The organism is Flavobacterium frigidarium DSM 17623, from assembly GCF_000425505.1.
Classification (GTDB): Bacteria; Bacteroidota; Bacteroidia; order Flavobacteriales; family Flavobacteriaceae; genus Flavobacterium; species Flavobacterium frigidarium.
On record NZ_KE384393.1, the window covers coordinates 56,912 to 80,205 of the forward strand.

A 23,294-nucleotide genomic window follows, 5' to 3' on the forward strand; every position below is an offset into this window, starting at 1 on the left:
GCTTTTAGCTATTGTTATTTAATAGTCTTAAAACTGACCCTCCAAAAATACAAATTTGTAAACAGTTTGTTCCTCCAAAACTATTTTTTTTGTAGCTGCTTACTATTCCAATTTCAGAAGTGAATTTTTCCTTAATTTAGCAGCTCATTAAAAGTTTAAAAAATGAAGAAGCACTGTTTTAGTTTTTTGGTAATGCTATCATGTATTGCAGTTCAAGCACAAGAGAAAACGTATAATTTATTAGTAGGTACGTATACCAATACCTGCGATAGCAACGGAATCTATGTCTATGATTTTGATTCAAACACGGGTGATTTTAATTTTAAAAATAGTAGTACGCCAACTGATAATCCAAGTTATTTATCAGTGAGCAAAAATAACGACTTCATTTATAGCGTAAACGAATTGGGTAATGACAGTAAAGCGAGTGCTTTTAGTTATCAAGCTGCTGACGGGGCAATTACATTTTTAAATAGCAAAGCAACTCAAGGAGCAGATCCCTGTTACTTAATTAATGATGATGAAAACGTGATCACTGCTAACTATTCTGGGGGAAGTATTTCTGTTTTTTCAAAAAATAACGATGGGAGTTTAGGTGATTTAAAACAATCAATTAAACATATTGAAAAAGGAATTAATAAGGAACGCCAAGAAGCTTCTCACATTCATATGGTCGAATTTTCTCCTGATAAAAAGTTTGTTCTAGCAACCAATCTTGGAAACGACAAACTATACTCGTATGCCTACGATGCTGTAGATTATAGCACTCCTCTAAAATTAGTAGACAGTGTAGCAGTTGCAGCAGGAGGCGGACCGCGTCATTTTACCTTTAGCAAAGATGGAGCAACTTTGTATCTAGTGAATGAATTAAGTGGATCTCTTAATGTCTACGACTATAACAACGGACACTTAAAAAGCAAACAAACGACTTCAATTATTGGTAAAGGGTTTAAAGGTAAATTCACAGCTGCTGCAATTATAACTTCGCATGATGGCAAGTTTTTATATGTAACCAATAGAGGAGAAGCAAATACAATTTCAACATTCGAAATTGTAAAAAATGGAAAATTAAAACCTAAAGGGGAGTCGAGCACATTAGGTAATGGACCTAGAAGTTTTGCTATCGATCCATCTGGGAATTATTTATTGATTGCACATCAGTATACTAATAATATTATGATTTTTAAATGCAATAAAATTACTGGAGACTTAACTGACACAGGCAAACGCATCGAACTATGTTCACCAGTTTGTTTAGTATTTACCGAACAATAATAAATAGAAAATCCCGAAATCATTACGCTGATTTCGGGATTTTTTATGTTTTGTTGAATCTATTTTTTCTTCTTTTTCTTCTTTTGAGCTTGAATTTTCAACATGTTTCTATTTACAGATCCATGTGTTTTTTTCTTGGTAACTCCAGGTCCACCTAAGTTTACCTTTTTGTTTTTCTTGCTTTTTTCTTGAAAAGCACCATCACCATCAAGCTTCACTTTTTTCATCATGAATTTCATCGGTTGCCTGTCTTTTTCAGGTTCGATCAACTTCAATGAAACTTCTACTTCTTCAGGAAAAGCGTCAATGCTTAGCTCCATGTTCATTAAAACTTCAACCTCTACTTTAAATTCTTCCTCACGCGGAGTGACAAAACTTATTGCAGTACCCGTTTTATCAGCACGTCCAGTTCTACCTATACGGTGCATGTATAATTCTGGTAATTCAGGCATTTCGAAGTTGATTACATGAGTAATGTTTGAGATATCTAAACCTCTCGCCATAATATCAGTAGTAATCAAACCACGTAAATTTCCTTCTTGAAATTCAGCCATCGTCGTTAAACGATAGTTTTGTGATTTATTGGAGTGAATAACTCCAAATTGACCATCAAAATCTTCCTCGATTCTTTCATGAACCATGTCGGAGATTTTTTTATTGTTTACAAACACTAAAACACGACTCATGTCTTCGTTATTTTCTAACAAATGTTTTAGTAAATTGATTTTAGTGTTAAAGTTGGGAACATTATAAGTAATCTGCTTGATGTTTTCAAGCGGTGTTCCTGATGCAGAAAGAGTCACCTCTTGTGGATAATCAAAATAATCATTTAAGATTGCATCAACCTCTTCTGTCATTGTAGCTGAGAAAAGAATGTTCTGACGTTTCTTTGGCATCATCGCTAAGATTGAAGTCAGCTGCACACGGAAACCTAAGTTTAGCATCTCGTCAAACTCATCAATCACCAGTTTTTGCATGTCCTCAAAACGGATTACGTTGTCAAGCGTTAAATCCATTATTCTACCTGGAGTACCTACTAGAATATCACAACCAGTATATACTGCTGTTTTTTGAGTGTTAATATTTACCCCACCAAAAATTCCAATCGTTCTAACAGACATGTATTTTGTCAGTTTCTCGATTTCATCTACAACTTGCACTACTAGCTCACGTGTAGGAACTAGAATCACAATTTTAGGAGTGTGTCCAGGTGTGAATTTGTATAATTTTAAAAGAGGTAATAAGTAGGCAAATGTTTTACCAGTACCAGTTTGGGCAATTCCCATCATGTCTCTACCAGACATAATCACTGAGAATGTTTTCTCTTGTATGGGAGTGGGTGATGTAAAGCCTAAATCATCAATTGCTTTTTGTACTGATTTAGGAAGATTAAATTGCTCAAAAGTGCTCATAAAACGTATATTTTTTGCAAAGATACGTTTTTATAAGGATAGTTGTCTTTCCTGCGGGATGTTTAGCGCTAAAAGCCTTCAAATATGCCTAAACCAAAAAGAGCAAAATCATATTTTGAGGGATCTTTTGCATCTAATAATCGCAATTTTGTGTCTAATTCAAGTAATGCTTTAGCATCATTTTGCTTTCGCGAAAGTAACTCTAGCTTGCGAGCCACATTCCCAGAATGTACGTCGAGTGGACAGGATAATAAGGCAGGAGAAATGCTTTTCCAGATTCCGAAATCGACTCCATTATTATCTTGACGTACCATCCAGCGCAAATACATGTAAGTAAGGGTAATTTAGATGGTACTAATCAAATAATACTAATTCACTTGGATTTAGGTCAACACTTTCTCCAATCATACCAGAAACAGTAGTATTTCCTTCATAACCAATTAAGTCTTCTTCATTAAATGGTATGCCCTTGCGTTCATAATCAGCTTTAAGCATTTCAATATCTTCTGCAAGTTGTTCCTCATTTAATGCTTTCTCTCGATAATGTGTATGCCAATACCACTTCAAACCTTTCCAATCTGTGGTAAATGTAGATTCCTCAGAATAATTTCTATATTTAATAACTACAAAGTAATATCCAGATTTGTTTTGCTTTGAATGATGTATTTTGATGCTCTCAATCAAGGAATGAACCAAACGTTTAATTTCATCAAATTGAATATCGTCAGTATAAGTTTCTATCAAAGTTTTGGTTCTTGAGTTTCTAGTCTCATTTTCCATTTCTAAAACTTTTATTTGGAGGTCTTCAATTTCTAAATTTAATTTAACTCTTTTTACTTTCGTTGATTTGTAGTCTTCTCTAAAAGTTTCATCATCCTCTAAGTCTGGGTCTCTTAATAATTTTACTAAACGTTCAACTTGTTTGTCCAACTGAACTAACTCTTTCTTCTTACTATTTAATTTTTCTCTTAGTGGAATTGATAGATTACTCTTGGGAGCATCTATCAATAAATCTTTAAGGTTTTTGGTCTTGAATAAGTGTTGAATTATAAAATTCTCTATTTTAGGAAGTGAAATTGCTCTACTGTCTGGACAATCTTTATGTGGTGGTCTCTTACCCTTACATTTGTAGGAGTTGTCATTCCCTCTGAGTCTTTTCTTGCCTAGAACTTCATTACCACAGTGACCACATACAATTAAACCATTAAGCAAATAATGATATTGTGCTTTCTTACCAACATTTTTAATATTTTTAGAAAGATTCTCATTTACTTTATCCCACAAATCATCAGAAATAATTTGTACATTAAGTTTGACTTCAACTCTTCTTTCAACATCATTTTTGTTCCAAAGTCGAATACCTTTATTCATAGGATTCCGTAACATGTCATGAATAACATTGCCTCTCCATTTTACATTGCTTTTTTCGAACTCAGTAATTTTCTTGGTGAATTCATTTTTTCTTTTTATTCGCCCTTTAAATCGATTAAATTTTGTGGGAGCTTCTTCTTCATTCAAAATATTTGCAATTGTATATGTGCCTATTCCTTGTAAGGACAAATCATACATCTTACGTACATATTGAGCTTCTTCTTCAAGAATCTGATAATCATTATTTTCATCACGTTGATAGCCATATGGTTTCATGCCGTGAGTTTTACCCTTAAGAGTTTTATTATAATTTGCTAGTTTTACTTTTCTTGATGTAATTTTCGCATAATAGGAATTGACTAGAGACATCAACTTTGAATTAAAGACGCTCTCGTCATTGGTCAAATCAAATTCGATTCCATTTGGATAATACTTGCACTTATGAGTTAGACATTCAGCGGAAAACATATCCCATACTATTGTATTTCGCTCAATTCTCGATTGGTCAATACAATAAATATTAGTTATGGTACCTTTTTTTAGGTCGGACATCATATCAGCTAGTGAGGGTCTTTCTTCAATAGCCAGAGTTCCACTCATTCCTTCATCTACATAAAACCTATGTTCCAAACCTAATTGGGTGGCTAACTTCAAACCGCCCTGTTGCTGGGTTTCGATTGAATAGTCTGTTCCGTCGACTTTATTCTTGGATGTACGACAATAAATTGCAAGCATATAAAATATTTTTAACAAATATAATTAAATGTTTAATAAGGGTAATTAAGGTAGTATAAATAGTAATCTATCTATTCAATTTTAATTTGAGGAACAACTCCAATTTCGCTTAAAAGAACCTCACTCATCACATCAAAGGTTCTTTTTTCAAATTCATTTGGAACCAACAAACCATCATGAAGGGTATAAGGCAAAATTCCTTCATTTACCAAGATTTTACAAATTTTATCTATAAAAACTTCGCTCTCGATAATTTGTAAAGCTATTGCAAATTGTTCATATTTCTCTTTTTTGATGGATTTCATGACTGAAGAAATAAATGGGTATTCTTCAGCAAATCTTTTTTTCAGGCCTCGTAAATCTTTATTTTGAGAGTACGCCAACAACATCCATGTTTTCTTAGCGGTGTTTCTGGAAGTCGCAAAAGTTGTTGTTTCGGGGTCTCCATATTTTGTGATATCAAAAACTCGTATCAATTCCTCATACCATTGACCTGAAGTAGTAGCTTCTAAATACCTATCCAGTTCTTTTACAACCTTATCAGATGCACCTTCTCGATATTTTTTCAACAGAATATTAAACAAAACGGGTTGTGAGTTGGAAAGGTCTAAATAAGACATTTTTTCATAACCAACAATAAAAGGCCTTAGGTCGCTAGCCATGTTGGTTAAGTTCGAATCTAGTCTTTTATTGGTAGAGTTCCTTTTGAATCTGAGCGTTTTATTATTTCGGCCATTATGTATATTGTTTATGGATGAAATCCTTGAAGAGTAACGTTTAAATGCTTTCGATTCTTCATCACCATTTGCTGATTCTTCAACTTCTTTTTGATATTGCTTTTTGGTATGCGCTATTGCTTCATCATAATTTATTTCTAAATTCTTTCTGTAGTAGCTTCCCATTTTTTTGATGTGGGTGGGAGCGTTGTTTATTTCTTTGGAATCTGCCTCGTAATCCTTCGTTAAAAACTTTTTATTGGATGAGGTAATTGGTATTTTTATTTTGTACCATGAATCATAAATCCTACTTTTTTGAATCGCTTTAATCCCTTTGGTATCGGGGCTTTCAAGAGTTATTTGTATGTTGTCACGTAAACAATAGGTATATACTACTTCCTTTATCTTATCTCCATTTATCTTCAACAAACTATTTGTCTTTAAAATATAAGTTTCCATCAACTGAAGATAATAATGTGTTGCTCTTCCCTCGAAATAGAAATCATGCCAAATAATATTATTAATTATTAACCATGTGATATAGTTATTGTAATCATTTCCAAACTTCATTTGTAGATACCTTGAATCCATTGGGATAAAATGAAAAGGATAGTCTTCTGAACTTCTATTTTGATTTGATTTTGATAAAATATCATTAACTACAGTTAATCCAACTATAATTTCTGATTCTTTACTGTTTTCTATTGGTAAGATGTGAGCAGAAAGAAAAAGTAAGTCAACAATTTCTTTTGGTAAACAGAAGGTTCTGTACTTGGTGTATTTAGTCATAAAATAGTATTCTCTCTTTATATTATAGTTCTCTCTTTTATTTAAGCTGGGGAGAGAACCAAATGTAGCTAACATTTGGAACCCAGCTAACGGTATTACTACCATTCTAAATAAATATACTAAACATGAAAAGAATTGTCAATACTTAATAAAAAAATACTATTATTTTTTTGTACCAAAACCGCAGTTTATAGCCGTTTTACATGTACCTTATTCCCCCTAATGCTCCTGCAACCCTTCTATCGACTAGTATTCCCAATCACCGATTACACCTCTTCTAAAGCCCTTTTTAGCAAATACTCAAGCTCCCAGTATGAAACGGTGTTCACACACACTCTATTTTTTGAATTTGAAATTATTTCAGTTATAAAATCAGTCTTTTAATCAGTTAATTCGAATTAGTCTTCCCATCAATTCTCCTCGTTTGTAATAGACTCTATTGCCAATACCATAAGCTATTATTTGACCTTTTTTAGTCCAATTATATAGTGTGGTAATATTAATTTTCAACAAACTAGATGCTTCTGCTCTAGTTAATAATTCATCAGGATTATCTATTGGTATATTTTTTCTAAATTCTTCTAGTTGTTCAGCGACAACTTTTCTAATTAATTCCTCCAAGTCACTTGGAGTCAAATTATGTAATAGGATTGCGTTTTCCATTTCTAAGTTTTTAAATGAATATATCACCAACTAAAGTACTGTATATTAACAATTTAATGAGTTGTTTTTGAAAAACAGATAAAATAATTGTAAGAAATAGACAGAATCTATTACATTTATATGCTTACAGACAAAAAGCTATTCTCAATTTAAAGCTTGATAATGAATATTATAGACAATAAAAGTAGATTGCTACTTGAAGAACTTAAGACTTTAATCACTCCAAATTCTAATATTTACATAAGTTGCAACCATTTTACTGCATTCGCTTTATTTGAATTAGTTGACATATTCTCAAAATCACAACAAATCAATTTACTATTGAGTAATAATTTTGATGCTGAAGATGATTTTCGATTTATTCAAAATGAAAAAGAAAATAAATTAAATTTTTTATTAGACCGAAAGTACCGAATAAACCAAGTCCTTGGGCTTATGGATGATAAAATTCAAATTAGAAAAGGTGGAATTGGTAATCAAAATATTCTGATTGTAGAAAATGATGGGATTTCTAATTGTTTCTTCTTAACGCCTTTAGACCTTGACTCAGTATGTTTGGGAACTATCAATGATGAGAATTTAATTTTTATAAATAATATTGAAGATACCCAAAATCAATATCTGAATTATTTCAATGGAGCTTGGAACAGTAGTAAGACAGTTTTGAATGATGCAGTCAAAACTCTACTAGAAAAAGGAACCAATACTATTTCAGCTGAAGCCATTTACAAGTATAGTATTCGAGAAATATTTCATTATTCAACGGTTAACGAAAGAGCCGATGAGAAGTTAGAAAAAACAGGATTTAAAAATTCTAAAATTTGGAGTTTGCTGTACAATTTCCAGAAGGATGCAGTAATTGGAGCCATTGATAAAATTGAAACGTATGGTGGCTGTATTATAGCTGATTCTGTTGGTTTAGGAAAAACTTTTGAGGCGTTGGCGGTAATTAAATACTATCTTCTAAGGAATGACCAAAGAGTCTTACTACTTGCGCCAAAAAAGTTAAGAGAAAACTGGACAGTTTATACACTCAACGACAAAAGAAACATTCTTGCTGAAGACCGTTTAAATTTTGATGTGTTAAATCATACCGATTTGACCAGAGAAAGAGGGAAATCAGGCGATATTGATTTAGAGACAATTCATTGGGGAAATTATGATTTGGTTGTTATCGATGAATCTCATAACTTCAGAAATAATCCCAACAAAAGGGATGGAATGACTCGTTACAAGCGTTTAATAAATCAGGTGATAAAAGCGAATATCAGAACAAAAGTCTTGATGCTGTCTGCTACTCCCGTAAATAATAAAATGAACGATTTGAAGAATCAAGTCTCTTTTATTACAGAAGGTAACGACCGCTATTTCAGTCAGTATGGAATTGATAGTATCAGTCAGGTAATGAAGGATGCCCAAAGAAAATTCACCTTATGGTACAAAAATGGAGACCCAAATAATCTTGATGTAGGTGGGCTAATGGAAAGCTTGGATGGTTCCTACTTTAGAATATTAGACATGTTAACCATTGCGAGGTCTCGTAAACATATTGAGAAATACTATGACATGTCAGATATTGGTAATTTTCCAAATAGATTAATGCCAATAACTCTAACTCCTGAAATTGATACTAAAAATCAATTTAGCGATATTGGACAAATCTATGATGAAATTAGTACCCTTACTCTAGCATCTTATACTCCTCTAGCTTATGTAAGAGCCGATAAAAGAGAAGAATACGAAGCTAAATACGACATGGAAACAGGCACTGGAAGCGTTTTTAGGCAAGTTGACCGTGAGCAAAGTTTAATATACTTGATGCGTGTAAACCTTTTAAAACGTTTGGAAAGTTCCATTCACTCCTTTGGATTAACGGTTGAAAAATTAATTAATTTCATAGACTCCAACTTACAACAAATTGAAAATCATCAATCAGGAACTTTGGATTTTGACTTGGACATCAACAACATCGATATTGATGATACTGAATTAGAAGACTTATTGGTTGGTGGTAAAACTAAAGTATTGATTCAGGATTTAGATAATATTGCATGGAAACAAGATTTAAAACAAGACAAAGCTGTTTTGGTTAAATTAATGGGAAACATCAAGTTGATTGATGTAGAACGTGATGCAAAATTACTAGAACTTAAAAATAGAATTGAAGAAAAACTACATAAACCAATTAATGATAATAACAAGAAAGTAATTGTGTTTACTGCTTTTGCCGATACTGCAAATTACTTGTATAACGAATTACACGATTGGTTAAAAAAAGAACATGGTTTAAACTCAGCTTTGATAACTGGTTCTGGTACCAATAAAACCAACATGCCAAAGTGTAAAACGGATTTGAATACCATCTTGACTAACTTTTCTCCTCTTTCAAAAAAGAGGGCTGAAATTTATCCAGATGAAAAAAATGAAATTGATATATTGTTTTGTACCGATTGTATATCTGAAGGACAAAACCTTCAAGATTGTGATTTTTTAGTAAACTATGATATTCACTGGAATCCCGTTCGTATCATTCAACGTTTTGGACGTATTGACCGTATCGGGTCTAAAAATGACAATATCCAATTGGTGAATTTTTTCCCAAGTATGGAGCTGGATAGTTTTATTGATTTGGTGGCTCGTGTTCAAGGAAGAATGGTAATGCTTGATGTATCTGCTACTGGAGAGGATAATATTATTTCTCAAAACAGCCGTGAAATGCAAGATTTGGATTATCGCAAACAACAATTGAAACAATTACAAAATCAGGTGATTGACCTTGAGGATGTTCACGGAAATATTTCCATTACTGATTTAACCTTCAATGATTTTAAAATTGATTTGGAGAAAAGTACTGATTCCGAATTAGCGGAATTAAAGCACATACCAAAAGCATCTTACGCAATAGTAAAGTCAAATCTTGAGAACGTCAAACAAGGCATTATTTTCTGCTTAAAAGGCAATAGTGAAGACTTTGCCTCTAAACTTAAAAACAACATCTTATATCCCTTCTTTTTGGTTTATATTAGCATGGATGGTGCCGAAATCATCAAAGCTTCTCAAACTAAAATAGCCTTAGATTATTTTAGAAAATTAGCTATGGGTAATGATAGAATTATTCCAGAATTAATTGCTGAATTTGACAAAGAAACCAAAGCAAACAAAAAGATGGATGCTTATGCTAATTTACTTAAAACTGCTATTCAAGAAGTGATTGGTGTACAGGAAGAAGTAGGACTGGATTCACTGGCTACTGCTGGTGGAACTACATTATTGAGTTCCGTTATCAGTCAGGAAGAAAATTTAGAACTAATCAGTTATTTGATTATTAAATAAAGAATGAGTTTTAACTATAACAAAATATTAAATATACCTGAAAGGGCTATTATCAGTAAGAAAATAAGCAAGGCTTTCTTTATTAGAAACTTTGAGTTAAGTTCTGCTGACAAAAAAATATTGAACGAAATTATCATGATGGAATGGTTGGCGAGTATTAAACCTTCCAACTCAAATATTGCTTTGTTCCAAAATGAAAATTCTATTTTTGAGGAAATTCAAGTAATGACATGCACACTATCAGGAAACCTTATCAAAGGTACGATTGATAGAGTCATTAATTTATTCCAGAAACACATTCCGTATCCCATTGTTTTGGTGATTGAAAATGCAGATGAATTTGTAGTGAACGTTTGCGACAAAAAAATCAATCAAAATGATAAATCAAAACGAACTATTGAGGCTTTTATAAACTCACCCAATGTTTCAAAATTATATAAAAATGAGTTTGTTGGTGCTTTCTTTGAAGGCTTGGATTTTGCCGTTTTAGACAAAACCAACTTAGAAACTACTTATAAAAGTTATACCTCTGCTATTGTACAATTTCAAACCGCAATGGTTACGGGAACCTTCAATAAACGAAGTTCCATAAGAACGGATGACGACCTAAAACATCTGGAAACGATACAAAAAATAGAAAAAGAAATCCTTACTTTGTCAAACCAAATAAAAAAAGAATCCCAACTCAATAATAGAGTTTCTTTGAACATTCAAATCCAGAAGAAAAGAAATGAAATTGAGCATCTTAAAACATTATTAAACACACTATGAGCTTAGATAAAATTAAAAAAGGAGACGAACTTACTCAAAGTTTAGATATAGTAAATGATAATATTGCACGACTGAAAGAGCTTTTTCCTGAAGTACTTACAGAAGGCAAAATTGATTTTAAGGTGTTGCAAGATATTTTGGGAAAGGAAATTGAAGATGAAGAGGAATATTACCGTTTTACATGGGCTGGTAAAACTCAAGCCCGTAGAGAAGCACACAAACCAAGTACAGGAACTTTAAGACCAGCTAAAGAGGAAAGTTTAAACTGGGATACAACTGAAAACTTGTATATAGAAGGCGATAATCTTGAAGTACTAAAGTTGTTGCAAAAAAGCTACAACAACATGGTAAAAATGATTTACATTGACCCACCATATAATACTGGAAATGATTTTGTTTATAAAGATAATTACAAAGATAATTTAAAGAATTACCAACAAATTTCTGGACAAATTGATGATGAGGGTAATAAGCTTTCTACTAATACAGATACTAATGGTCGTTATCATTCCAATTGGCTAAATATGATGTATCCTCGATTGAGTTTAGCAAGAAATTTGCTAAATGAAGAAGGAATAATATTTATTTCAATTGATGATAAAGAAGTCGAAAACTTAAAAAAACTATCTCATGAAATATTTGGAGAAGAAAATTTTATTGGCTGTATTGTAAGAACAACTGGACAAACAACTGGACAAGATAGCGAAGGATTAGGTAGTTCATTTGACTACTTCCTTGTATATTCAAAAACCTCAAACAGAGGACTTAATGGTCTCCCTTTAACAGAACATGATTTAAAAAGGTTTGAAAATGAAGATGAGAAAGGTAAATATGCCTATGACCAAATGAGAAAGACGGGAAGTAGTGATAAGAGAACCGATAGACCTAATATGTATTACCCAGTTATTGACCCTGATGGTAATGAAGTTTATCCAATTGGACCTGGTGGATACGAAAGTCGTTGGCGTTTTGAAAATAATACATTTAAGAGATTTTTAGAAGAAGGTTTAATTTTATGGAAAAAAACAAAAAAAGATGATTCTACAGTTTGGTGGCCATATGTTAAATATTATTTAGAAGGAAGAACAAAAAGACCTTCGCCACTATGGAATGATTTAGAAGGAAATAAAAAAGCTTCTAGAGATTTGAGAACGTTATTTAATGGAAAAAAAATATTTGATTTTCCAAAACCTCTCGAACTAATTGAAAGGATTATTACCATTTCTTGTGACAAAACTAATGATATAATTTTGGATTTTTTCTCAGGCTCAGCGACTACTGCTCATGCAGTAATGCAAATTAATTCAAAAGATGGTGGAAAAAGAAAATATATTCAAGTTCAACTTCCTGAAGCAATCGACGAAAAAAGCGAAGCCTTCAAAGAGGGTTATACTAATATTGCTGAAATTGGAAAAGAACGAATAAGAAGAGCAGGAAAATTAATTGTTGCAAAAAAATTAGCAGAAATAGAAAAGCTAAAATCAAAAAACAGCTTATTGGAAGAAGACCAACAAGAAATTAATAGATTACAAATAGCAATTACTAATTTAGACCTAGGTTTCAAAGTTTTCAAATTAGACAGTTCTAACATTAAAGGTTGGGATGGCAATCCAGATAATCTAGTAGATAATTTGTTTGATTCTCAAGACAACATTAAAACTGGTCGTACCGAAGAAGATGTGTTGTTTGAAATATTATTAAAGTACGGTCTAGATTTAACCTTACCAATCGATGAAAAAATCATTGAAGGTAAAAAAGTTTTTAGTGTTGGTTTGGGAGCTTTATTCATTTGCCTTGCAGATGGTATTACTAGCAAAGTAGCTGAAGGAATTGGAGCTTGGAAAGAAGCCTTAAACCCAGAAGTATGTAGAGTTATTTTTAAAGACTCAGGTTTTGGTGATGTTGATAAAACAAATTCAGTTCAAACTTTGAAGCGTTTTGGTATTAACGAAATTAAGAGTATTTAGCACTAAGTAAGTTTAGATACTAGTTAAGCAAGGAGATAATAATAGACCTAAACGCAACCATATCAATACATAGTAGTATCTAAGCAAGAAAACATAATAAATAAGCAAGATGAGTACCATGATAATTTCAACTATTAATCCTTTAATCATAGATGTGTATTTGCATACGCAAAAAGAGAACCAATACTTTGAGCGAAAAGGGTTAGGAGAAAAAGATATAAAACCTACTAAAATTGCAGAGGAATTAATAGGCATGCTTAATGCTGATGGTGGAGTCCTAGCTTTTGGTGTTGCTGATAATGGAGAAATACAAGATGTTAGAACCTTAGGAGATAAACTAGACGCATACAGAACTTTAGTATTTGATTTTATTCATCCAGCTTGTAACGTAGAATTAGAAGAAATGGAGATAGAGGGCAATTTGATATTTTTATATCACGTTGAACAAGACCTAGAACGTATCTTTTCTAGAAAAGACAATGATAATGTTTATTTGAGAGTATTAGATACCAACCGAATACTAGACAGAGATAGAATAAAAAAACTAGAATACGATAAAGGAATAAGACGTTTTGAGGAAGAAATAGTCAAAGATTTTGATTTTGAAGATTTAGACCAAGATTTACTTGACGAGTATAAAGAAAAGCTAAATTATAAAGGTGAAGTACTCGATTTATTAGTAAAACGACATCTAGCGAAGAAGAAAGAAGGAGTTTACCAACTAAAAAATGCTTCGGTACTTCTTTTTACACAAGACCCTGAAAAATATATTTCATCAGCTTCTGTAAGATATGTAAGATACGAAGGAACTGAAGCATTGACAGGAACCAGTCACAATGTTGTAAAAGATGAAAGGTTTGAAAATAACATTCCTAGATTAATAGATATATTAAAAGCTTTTTTAAGAGCTTCTTTCAAAGATTACTATTTTTTAGATATCGAAACTGGAAAATTTAAAAAGGTTCCAGAATATCCTGAAGAAGCTTGGCTGGAAGGAATTGTGAACGCACTTTGTCATCGTTCTTATAATGTACAAGGGAATTCTATATACATCAAACATTTTGATAATCGTTTAGAAATTAGCAATAGCGGACCTCTTCCAGCGCAAGTAACTATAGAAAATATCAAAAATGAAAGATTTGCTAGAAACCCACGTGTAGCAAGAGTACTAGAAGATATGGGATATGTAAGACAACTTAATGAAGGCGTTTCTAGAATATATGAGTCGATGGAAAAATCCATGTTATCTACTCCTGAATATAAAGAAGAAAATGGAAATGTTTACCTAATATTAAGAAACAAAATTAGTGGACATTCAAAAACTATTCATGATTCAGTGATGGAAAAAATTGAGAAAAACTGGGGTGAATGTAATGAGACTCAGAAAAAAATATTTGTATATCTATTTACACGTCATAAAGCTACACTAAGTGAAATCGTTCAATATGTAGCTATAAATGAAAATACAGTTAGAGGGTACTTAAATAAGTTTATTGATGATGGATTACTGGACAAATTAAGCACCAAACAAAGAGATATAAATGCTCTTTATATGTTTAAAAAGCAGTAAAAGTATTATAATTACTTGCATAAAATACAATAGGTAGTAATTAAGCAATTGATAATTATAAAAACAAAGTACTTATAAATAACTGTTTAGGTTAATTAAGTTAGGTTTAAATAAAGTTAAGCAAGAAAATCTATTATTTAGGTTTTGCTTATGAAATAGAGTTAGTCATGAAAATACAATTTGATAGTACGTTAAACTACCAGCAAGAAGCCATTGAAGCTATCGTAGATATTTTTAGTGGTCAAGAAAAATGTGATTCTAATTTTACGGTATATTCTCCAGAATTTTTAGCCAAACAGCAAAATATAGGATTTACTGATATTGGTTATGGAAATCGTTTGATATTAACAGAAGGGCAAATTCTTGAAAATACGCAAAGAATCCAATTATCAAATGGACTGAAGCCTTCAACAAGAGCCGAAATAGATAGAAAAAATCTTGATTTTACTGTTGAGATGGAAACTGGTACAGGTAAAACTTATGTTTACTTGAGAAGCATAGTTGAACTGTATAAAAAGTATGGTTTTTCTAAACATATCATTGTAGTTCCTTCCATCCCAATTAAAGAAGGGGTTTACAAATCACTACAAATTACCAAAGAACATTTAAGAGAATTGTATGATAACATCAACTACAATTTCTTTGTGTATGATTCTAGTAAGCTAAATGAAGTTCGAGATTTTGCTACCAATGACCGCTTGGAAATAATGGTTATCAATATTGATGCTTTCGCAAAAAGTTTTGATAATCCTGATGATTTAAAGAAAACAGCAAATATTATTCATAGATATAATGATTCATTAGGGTACAAACCTTTGGATTTAATTAAAAATACCAATCCAATTGTTTTTATAGATGAACCACAAACAACCATAAGTACACCAATAAGAAAGAAAGCAATTCAGAGCTTAAATCCGTTGGCAATTGTTAAATACTCTGCTACGCACCGCAAGGATGAGAAAATCAACATGATGTATAAGCTGGATGCGGTTGATGCTTATGAAAAGAAGTTGGTTAAACAAATTGAAGTTGGTTCTGTTCAAACAGAAGGAATTAACAACAATGCTTATATAAGATTGGTTGAGGTAAAAGTCTCAAAAGGTTTTCCAGTAGCAAAATTGGAACTGGATATTTTTAAAAACGGAAGTATTTCGAGAAAAACGGTTCTGGTAAAGCAAAATGAAGATTTAGAACAAATTACTGATAGAGCCGAATACGAAGGCTACATCATAAAAGATATTTATGCCGTAGCTGGAAATCAGTACATTGATTTTACCAGTAAAGACGATGTTATAAAACTTGGTGAGGCTATTGGAAATGTAGATGATAAGCAAATAAAAACCGCTTTAATTCGCAAGACCATTGAAGAGCATTTAAACAAAGAATTGGTATTAAATCCTCAAGGAATCAAAGTACTTTCTTTGTTTTTTATTGATTCAGTTGGCAAATACCGCCAATATGATGAAGATGGAAATGTAGCCAATGGTGAGTACGCTGAAATCTTCGAAAAAGAGTATTTAAAGCTAATAGCGAAACCAAAATACGCTAGTTTATTTGGAGAAATAAAAGATGTAGAGGTTGAAGCAAACCAAGTTCATAACGGTTATTTCTCTATTGATAAAAAATCAAAAAAAATTAAAGATTCATCAACTGATAAAAATGGATATGTAAAAGCAAATAAAGATGATGAAGACACATTCAATCTCATCATGCGTGACAAAGAAATGCTTTTGAGTTTCGATTCAAAATTACGTTTCATATTTTCTCACTCCGCTTTAAAAGAAGGATGGGATAATCCAAATGTATTTCAGATTTGCACTCTAAAAGATGCTGGTGGTTCCGAAATCAGAAGAAGACAAGAAATAGGTCGTGGATTACGTTTATGCGTAAATCAATCAGGAGAACGTGTGTATGGGCATGAAGTGAATACTTTAACGGTCATGGCAACAGAGACCTATGCTGAATTTGTGGATAATTTCCAGAAAGAGATTGAAAAAGAAACAGGAATCAAATTTGGTATCCTTGAGAAACATAGTTTTGGAAATATCGTTGTTGAAATAAATGATGAAGACACCGTTTACCTTGGTCAAGAAAAATCAGAAGAACTCTTCAAACATCTTATAAGTCAAGGTTACATTGATGTAAAAGGAAAAGTACAAGACAAACTTAAAATTGATTTAAAGGATGAAACGGTTGTAATTCCTGAAGAGTTCAAAGAACAGGAACATGTTCTAAATCAAATCATTAATACACTAAAAGAAACCGCTGGAAGACTTGAAATAAAAAACCAAGCAGATAAAAAATTAGTAACCGTAAACAAAAGAATTTTAGACAGTCCAGAGTTTAGAGAACTATGGGAAAAAGTAAAATTCAAAACTACATTTTCAGTTAACTTTGATTCAGAATCATTGGTAAAAGAATGTATAAATGCCATCAATGACCGCTTGAAAATCACAAGAGGAAAACTAATTTATACCAAAGCTTCAATAGCAATTAATGCTGGAGGAGTTGATGCAACAATAAGCCCTAATAGCGAAACAACAAGCATCAAAGATGAGGTGGAAAGATTACCAGATATTGTAAGTTATCTTCAGAATGAAACCCAGTTGACCAGAAAGTCAATTGTAGCCATTTTGACAGGAATCAATAAACTGGATTACTTTAAAATTAATCCTCAAAAATTCATTGAAGGCTGTATTGACATCATCAACGAACAAATGAACTTGCACATCATTGATGGAATTAGTTACAAAAAAATTGGTGATGCTGAATACTATGAACAAGAGCTTTTTGAAAATAAAGAGTTGTTTGGCTACATGAAAAGCAATTTAAAGGAGAGTTCAAAATCGCCTTATAATTATGTTGTTTATGACTCCAATGTAGAATCTAATTTGGCAAAAGAATTTGAAAATAGTACTAATATTTCTGTTTATGCTAAACTACCAGATTGGTTTAAAATAGATACTCCACTTGGAACCTACAACCCTGACTGGGCTATTATGTGGAAAGACCAAGATGAAGAAAAATTGTTCTTTGTTGTAGAATCTAAAGGCAGTACAGGGCTATTTGATTTAAGACCGAAAGAAGCTGGTAAAATAAAATGTGGTAAACGACATTTTAGTGCAATTGGTAGTAAGATGATAGTTGCTACTGAACTGGCTGATGTTGAGGATTATGCTTTGAGTAAATAATTTCTAACCCAATTTAATGAAGACAAAATTTACTATATTCTATTCTTGGCAATCTGACGTAATTAAGAATAAAAATTTTATTTCATCAAATCTTGATAGAGCAGTACGAGAACTAAAAGCTAAGTCAAAAATTAGTGGAAGTGATTTTAACGTTGAATTAAACTTAGACCGTGACACAGAAAATAAAAGCGGAAGTCCCGCAATAGCTCAAACCATTTTTGATAAAATTTCAGAATCCGATATTTTTATTTGTGATGTCAGTTTAATAAATAATAATCTTCTAAATAGGTTATTAAAAAGTAGATTAACTCCGAATCCAAATGTTTTGATTGAACTTGGATATGCTATTAATCTTTTAGGTTGGGAGAGAATAATTTGTGTTAATAATTTATCACTGGGAGAAACTGAATTATTACCTTTTGACTTAAGAGGACATAGAATCTCCGTTTTTAAAGGTTATGGAATAGATGAAAAGAAAAAAATAACTTCAGTCTTTAAAACGGCTATAAAATCTATTGTAATAGATTATGATAATATTGTAGAACGTCATAATAATATTGGATTCAAAAATCATGATAAAACAATTTTTTCAAAAATTCATGAACTAGCTTCAGAACGTAGAATAAGAGATACTGTTGAAACAATATCAAATAGTTTTTACTATAATGGTTTACATTATGAGTTTTTAAATTGTTTACAAAAGTTTTATTCAGATTCACTTAATCATTTTATAAATAAAAGCATTGAAAAAATTTTCCTAGAACTTTTAACTTCAATTGAAATGTTCAAACAATTATGTTTGGAATATATTAATATAGAAAATCATCGTGGAAAAAGCATTTTTGAATTAGAGTTGGAAGGTGTTGAAATTACGGACTTAATTAAACATGATGCTCTACAAAGTGAAAGGTATTTTTACCCAAAACAGCCCTTTATGAATGAGGAATGGAATGAATATCATCAAAGACATCGTAAAGTTCAACGAGAGTTTCATGCTTTATCTCTTAAAATTGAAGAGAATTACAAAAATTTTGTTTCAGTTTATAAAAGAGAAACTATATAAAAAAAACTTTAGGATATAAAATAGATTGGCATGAATGAATTAGAAGAACTATATGAAGTTGACAAAAAGGAAGCTTCGAATGAGGAAATTATTACAAGTAAAGTTTTACCTGATATAATAGATGTTGCTACATTATTAAGCTATACTAATATTAGGTTTCCAATATACCAACGCCCTTACAAATGGGAAACTAAAAATGTAATCCAGTTAATTGATGATATTATTGTCCACAAAGACAAATCTGCTTATCGTTTAGGAACAATTGTTATTCATAATGACAAAGCTAAGTTTGAGTACAATATAGTTGACGGTCAGCAACGTACAATCACACTAATTCTGATAACAATAGCCATAATAAAAGCTGTTGAAAATAGCGAAGTAATTGTTGAGAATAAAATCTTAAACGAACAATTAGCAAGTATAAAAAAAAGCATGGTTGTTCCTTCATTTAAAAATGAAATTTCAATTACCAACATACAAAAAAATTATCGAGAAATTGAACGTTTAGTAGCTTCAATGGACGAAGAAACTATTTCATTTCTATTCAATAAATGTCAGTTTATCAAGTTTGTACTAAGTGATGTTTCTGAAGCTTTCCAGTTTTTTGACTCACAAAATGCGAGAGGGAAAGATTTAGACCCACATGATTTATTAAAGGCTTATCATTTAAGAGAGTTCGGAGAATCAGACGAACAACAAAAAATAAAAGTTATCTCTACATGGGAAAACATGGAAACTAATGAATTAGTTTCACTGTTTGGTGAATATCTTTTCCGTGTCAAATCATGGTCAAAAGGGAATTCTGCACGTTTTTTTACCAAGAATGAAACAGACCTTTTTAAAGGGATTACTATGGGGAAAATTGAAAACTATCCCTATACCAAACCTTTGCGGATATCCCATTTTTATGTAGATGGATACAACCTGAGTAATGATAGAAATATTGATTTAAATCCAATGGAATTCCCTTTTCAATTAGACCAAACCATAATCAATGGTAAACGTTTCTTTGAAATGATTAGTCACTACAAAACAGTTTTAGACGATTACAAGAGTACGATTTTCAATCATCCTCATTTAGATACCAAAGCAAGAGAAATTATTTATGTATTGGAAAATTATGATGGTAGATTTCGAACAGGAGATAAATACATTCGTATGATGTTTGATTGTGCTTTAATATATTATATTGATAAATTTGGTAATATTGAGCTTTCACGAGCTATTGAAAAATTCTTTATCTGGGCATATAGTTTAAGATTGAGACACCAAGCCGTTTACTTAGCTTCTGTAGACAATTATGTTCTATATGAAATAAATGTATTTAGGCAAATGAAAGATGCCACAACACCATTTACAATACTTTCTATGAATATACCGCCAGTACTAAATGCAATAGCATCAAAAATGGGATTGTCTGGAAATCATGAAACAACATCGAAAGGAATAAAAGATTTATTCACTACTCTAAGATACTACTATGGACAATAACAACATAATTGAATTTTCAATTGAAGAATTATTAAATGGTGATAGTCTCTATGTTATACCACCATATCAACGGAATTATGCTTGGGGGGAAGAACAAATTACCCAACTTATTCAAGATATAATTGATTATTTGCCAAAAGGAAATTCAAGCAAAGTAAATTATTATATCGGTACATTAATTGTTTATGAGAGGGAGCAAAATAGTACAATTGTTTATGAAACTATTGATGGACAGCAAAGACTCACAACTTTATCTATTCTAACTTCTGTAATCCAAAATAAAAAAAACTATAAGTTAAAATGGTTTAATAAATTAAACTTAGCCTTTGACAGCCGTAAAAATTCAACACAAACATTACAAGCTGTTTTTGAAGACCATTTTCCAACAAGTAAAGAATATAATACAGGAATCAAAGATGCTTATGAATTGGCAGAAACCATTCTGACTAATAAATTGGAAGAACACAAAATTTCATTAGATACCTTTGCTAAATTTTTATTTAATAACGTAAAAATTCTACGTGTTCCTGTTCCACACGATACTAACCTCAATCATTATTTCGAAATAATGAACAGCAGAGGAGAACAATTAGAAAAACACGAAGTTTTAAAAGCTAAATTATTAGGAGTCTTTAATTCTATTTCTGATGAAGTTGAAAAGTTAAAATGCACTAATCTTTTTCATCTTATATGGGAAGCTTGTTCCAATATGGAAAAGTATGTTCAGTATGGATTTATAATCGACCAGAGGCATATCGTTTTTGGTCACAATGATTGGAATAGTTTTGAACATAAAAACTTTGATGACTTAAAGCAAAAGTTAGATGGACAACTTAGTTTTGCTTTAGAAAGTGACGAACAACTATCAATTGATGAAATCATAGAGGGGAAAACGTTTAAATCACTATATCAGGAAATAGACGAAAGCCCAGACCGATTTACTTCTGTAATAAATTTTCAAAACTTCTTATTGCATGTGCTTAGAGTACAAACTAGAGAGGATATCCCATTGGATGACAAAAGGTTATTGAGTGTTTTTTTGGACCAAAAATTAAATGTACTTCAGTCGGATGAAGATAAAATATCATTTGCTAAAACATTTGCTTTCACTTTATTAAAATCAAAATTTCTTTTCGATAAATATATAATCAAAAGAGAATTTATTGGTGGAGCTGATAAATGGAGCTTGAAAAGATTAAAATGGTATGATAAAAACAAAGTAAGCTATGTCAATACTTTTGGTTTAGAAAACAATGACCAAGAACTTGATGACAACAAGAAAACCTTAATGATTTTAGCGATGTTTCATATTTCGATACCAACAATGGTCTATAAACATTGGTTAAGTGCTTCCATGTATTATCTTTTTTATCAAGATGAAATCACTGCTACAAAATATATTGAATATCTGGAGGAAACCGTTAAGTCGTTTGTGTTTAATAGATTCCTATCGAAAAATCCTAAAGAATATTATCCAATGATTTTTGAACCTGAGAATATAAAAACTCCTGATTGGGATATAGAAATTGACGAAGAAAAGCTCACCTTTGGTAAGATAACAAACAACCTATTATTTAATTATGTAGATTTTCTACTTTGGAAAAAATTAGCTCCCAATGATGCTAAAATAAAAAGTTATGACTTTAGCCCTAGAAGCTCTGTTGAACATTACTATCCTCAAACTCCAATGGATGGTTTTCCTAAAATGGAAGACATAGAAACATTGAATAGTTTTGGAAATTTATGCCTGATTAGCCACAGTAAAAATTCACGTTTAAGTAATTTTTCACCATCAAATAAAAAAGAATTTTATCTAAAAAGTATTGATAGTGTTAAACAGTATTTAATGATGGATAATTCTATTCCAGAATGGAATGAAGACGCAATAAAAAAACATAATAGCGATATGATTGATTTATTAAAAATTGAATTAACGCAAATAAAACTATAGAAATAATTTTCAACTCCTTATGGTAATAAACTGTATTTCAGATTACAAAAACATATTGAATCAAATTCAAGAAAAGAAACAAATAAGAGATATCTTTTTATCAAGTTCAATTGATAAATTCAAAATTACTAAACAAAGAGATGGCAATTATCCTGCAATCATTACAATTAGTGGTTGGCGTTCACAAGATAAAGACAATCGTAAAGATTGGGAAGAAAGCATTTTGAAAATATATCCAGATAGAGAATGGTTTCATTTGGAATGGAATTCGGAAAAGATTCCATTTATTGATAAAGCTCTTGAAAGCAATATGCCTAGTATAAATATGGAAACAGAAAAACCAAATGATTATAATAAAATTTTCAAACGTGCTTTTTTTTTAGCTTCATTAGTTGTTTCACCTATAGTTCCATTAGTTACGTCTTCTTTATTACATACTAAATTGTTGAATAATTATTGGCACACTGCAGTTAGAAATTCTAAACAAACAGGAGATAATTTAGCCCAAGTTTTAAATGCCTGTAAAAACAAGGATTTTATCCTAGTTGGACATTCTTTGGGAGCAAGAGTTATTTTTAATTGCTTATCGTATTTAAGCGAAAAAGGACTACACTCAAATATATTTGAAATTCATCTTTTAGGTGGTGCAGTAAGTAGTAATCCTAAAAAATGGTCAAAAACATCATTAACGGTAAAAAATAAAATTTATAATTATTATTCCGATAATGATAATGTGTTAAAAACAGCATATAGGGCATCTATGTTGAGTACAGAACCTATTGGACTTTATGAAATTGAAAATAAAAAAGTAATAAATAGAAATACAACGATATACATAGATGGACATACAGAGTATATTAAAAATTTTAGTTTAATTAAAAATGGATGGTACAGGTAGAGATTAAGTCAAATACTATTTAGAATACACATTAGAGTACAAAAAAAGCTAGTTCTTTTATCGAAAATAAACACGTGATATTGCACCTATTAAAAGTC

The 23,294-nt window shown here is 31.2% G+C and carries 14 protein-coding genes and 1 pseudogene; 10 read left to right on the forward strand and 5 right to left on the reverse strand.

The window, feature by feature from the left end; all coding sequences use genetic code 11:
* The first annotated feature begins 162 nt into the window (after positions 1 to 162).
* On the forward strand, positions 163 to 1,275 hold the full coding sequence (locus H603_RS0114710) for a lactonase family protein (RefSeq protein ID WP_026709331.1): 1,113 nt from the start codon (positions 163 to 165) through the stop codon (positions 1,273 to 1,275).
* 59 nt (positions 1,276 to 1,334) lie between these two features.
* On the opposite strand, the gene H603_RS0114715 is transcribed toward H603_RS0114710, so the two are convergent.
* The 5 genes and pseudogenes from H603_RS0114715 to H603_RS0114735 form a co-directional block, all read right to left on the reverse strand.
* Entirely contained in the window at positions 1,335 to 2,687 is a 1,353-nt protein-coding gene (locus tag H603_RS0114715; protein ID WP_026709332.1) for a DEAD/DEAH box helicase, read from the reverse strand.
* Positions 2,688 to 2,755: 68 nt separating this feature from the next.
* Positions 2,756 to 3,016, reverse strand: a pseudogene (locus tag H603_RS0114720) (DUF2400 family protein); the annotation flags it as partial.
* A 25-nt stretch (positions 3,017 to 3,041) separates the two neighbouring features.
* The gene (locus H603_RS0114725) at positions 3,042 to 4,793 is read right to left on the reverse strand and encodes a recombinase family protein (protein WP_026709334.1); all 1,752 of its coding nucleotides are present in this window, start codon (positions 4,791 to 4,793) and stop codon (positions 3,042 to 3,044) included.
* 71 nt (positions 4,794 to 4,864) lie between these two features.
* A complete protein-coding gene (locus H603_RS0114730) occupies positions 4,865 to 6,298 on the reverse strand; it encodes a hypothetical protein (RefSeq protein ID WP_157510457.1) in 1,434 nt (477 codons plus the stop codon).
* A 384-nt stretch (positions 6,299 to 6,682) separates the two neighbouring features.
* The gene (locus H603_RS0114735) at positions 6,683 to 6,961 is read right to left on the reverse strand and encodes a helix-turn-helix domain-containing protein (RefSeq protein ID WP_026709336.1); all 279 of its coding nucleotides are present in this window, start codon (positions 6,959 to 6,961) and stop codon (positions 6,683 to 6,685) included.
* 162 nt (positions 6,962 to 7,123) lie between these two features.
* Here H603_RS0114735 and H603_RS0114740 point away from each other — a divergent pair, with 162 nt between their 5' ends.
* From H603_RS0114740 to H603_RS0114780, 9 genes are all read left to right on the forward strand, one after another.
* Positions 7,124 to 10,294 (forward strand): helicase-related protein, encoded by a 3,171-nt coding sequence (locus H603_RS0114740; protein WP_035676170.1) that lies wholly within the window; start codon positions 7,124 to 7,126, stop codon positions 10,292 to 10,294.
* 3 nt (positions 10,295 to 10,297) lie between these two features.
* Positions 10,298 to 11,065, forward strand: a complete 768-nt coding sequence (locus tag H603_RS0114745) for a DUF4391 domain-containing protein (protein WP_026709338.1) — start codon at positions 10,298 to 10,300, stop codon at positions 11,063 to 11,065.
* Positions 11,062 to 13,032 (forward strand): site-specific DNA-methyltransferase, encoded by a 1,971-nt coding sequence (locus tag H603_RS0114750; RefSeq protein ID WP_051219348.1) that lies wholly within the window; start codon positions 11,062 to 11,064, stop codon positions 13,030 to 13,032. The genes H603_RS0114745 and H603_RS0114750 overlap by 4 nt, the downstream gene beginning before the upstream one ends.
* 109 nt (positions 13,033 to 13,141) lie before the next feature.
* A complete protein-coding gene (locus H603_RS0114755; protein WP_026709340.1) occupies positions 13,142 to 14,602 on the forward strand; it encodes an ATP-binding protein in 1,461 nt (486 codons plus the stop codon).
* A 167-nt stretch (positions 14,603 to 14,769) separates the two neighbouring features.
* A complete protein-coding gene (locus tag H603_RS0114760; RefSeq protein WP_026709341.1) occupies positions 14,770 to 17,793 on the forward strand; it encodes a type III restriction-modification system endonuclease in 3,024 nt (1,007 codons plus the stop codon).
* Positions 17,794 to 17,809: 16 nt separating this feature from the next.
* On the forward strand, positions 17,810 to 18,856 hold the full coding sequence (locus H603_RS17185) for a hypothetical protein (RefSeq protein WP_051219350.1): 1,047 nt from the start codon (positions 17,810 to 17,812) through the stop codon (positions 18,854 to 18,856).
* A gap of 30 nt (positions 18,857 to 18,886) precedes the next feature.
* Complete coding sequence (locus tag H603_RS0114770; protein WP_051219352.1) at positions 18,887 to 20,347, forward strand: DUF262 domain-containing protein; 1,461 nt, start codon at positions 18,887 to 18,889, stop codon at positions 20,345 to 20,347.
* Complete coding sequence (locus H603_RS0114775) at positions 20,337 to 22,298, forward strand: DUF262 domain-containing protein (protein WP_026709343.1); 1,962 nt, start codon at positions 20,337 to 20,339, stop codon at positions 22,296 to 22,298. Before H603_RS0114770 ends, H603_RS0114775 begins: the two co-directional genes overlap by 11 nt.
* Positions 22,299 to 22,353: 55 nt before the next feature.
* The gene (locus tag H603_RS0114780) at positions 22,354 to 23,196 is read left to right on the forward strand and encodes a DUF726 domain-containing protein (RefSeq protein WP_169628304.1); all 843 of its coding nucleotides are present in this window, start codon (positions 22,354 to 22,356) and stop codon (positions 23,194 to 23,196) included.
* Positions 23,197 to 23,294: the final 98 nt, after the last annotated feature.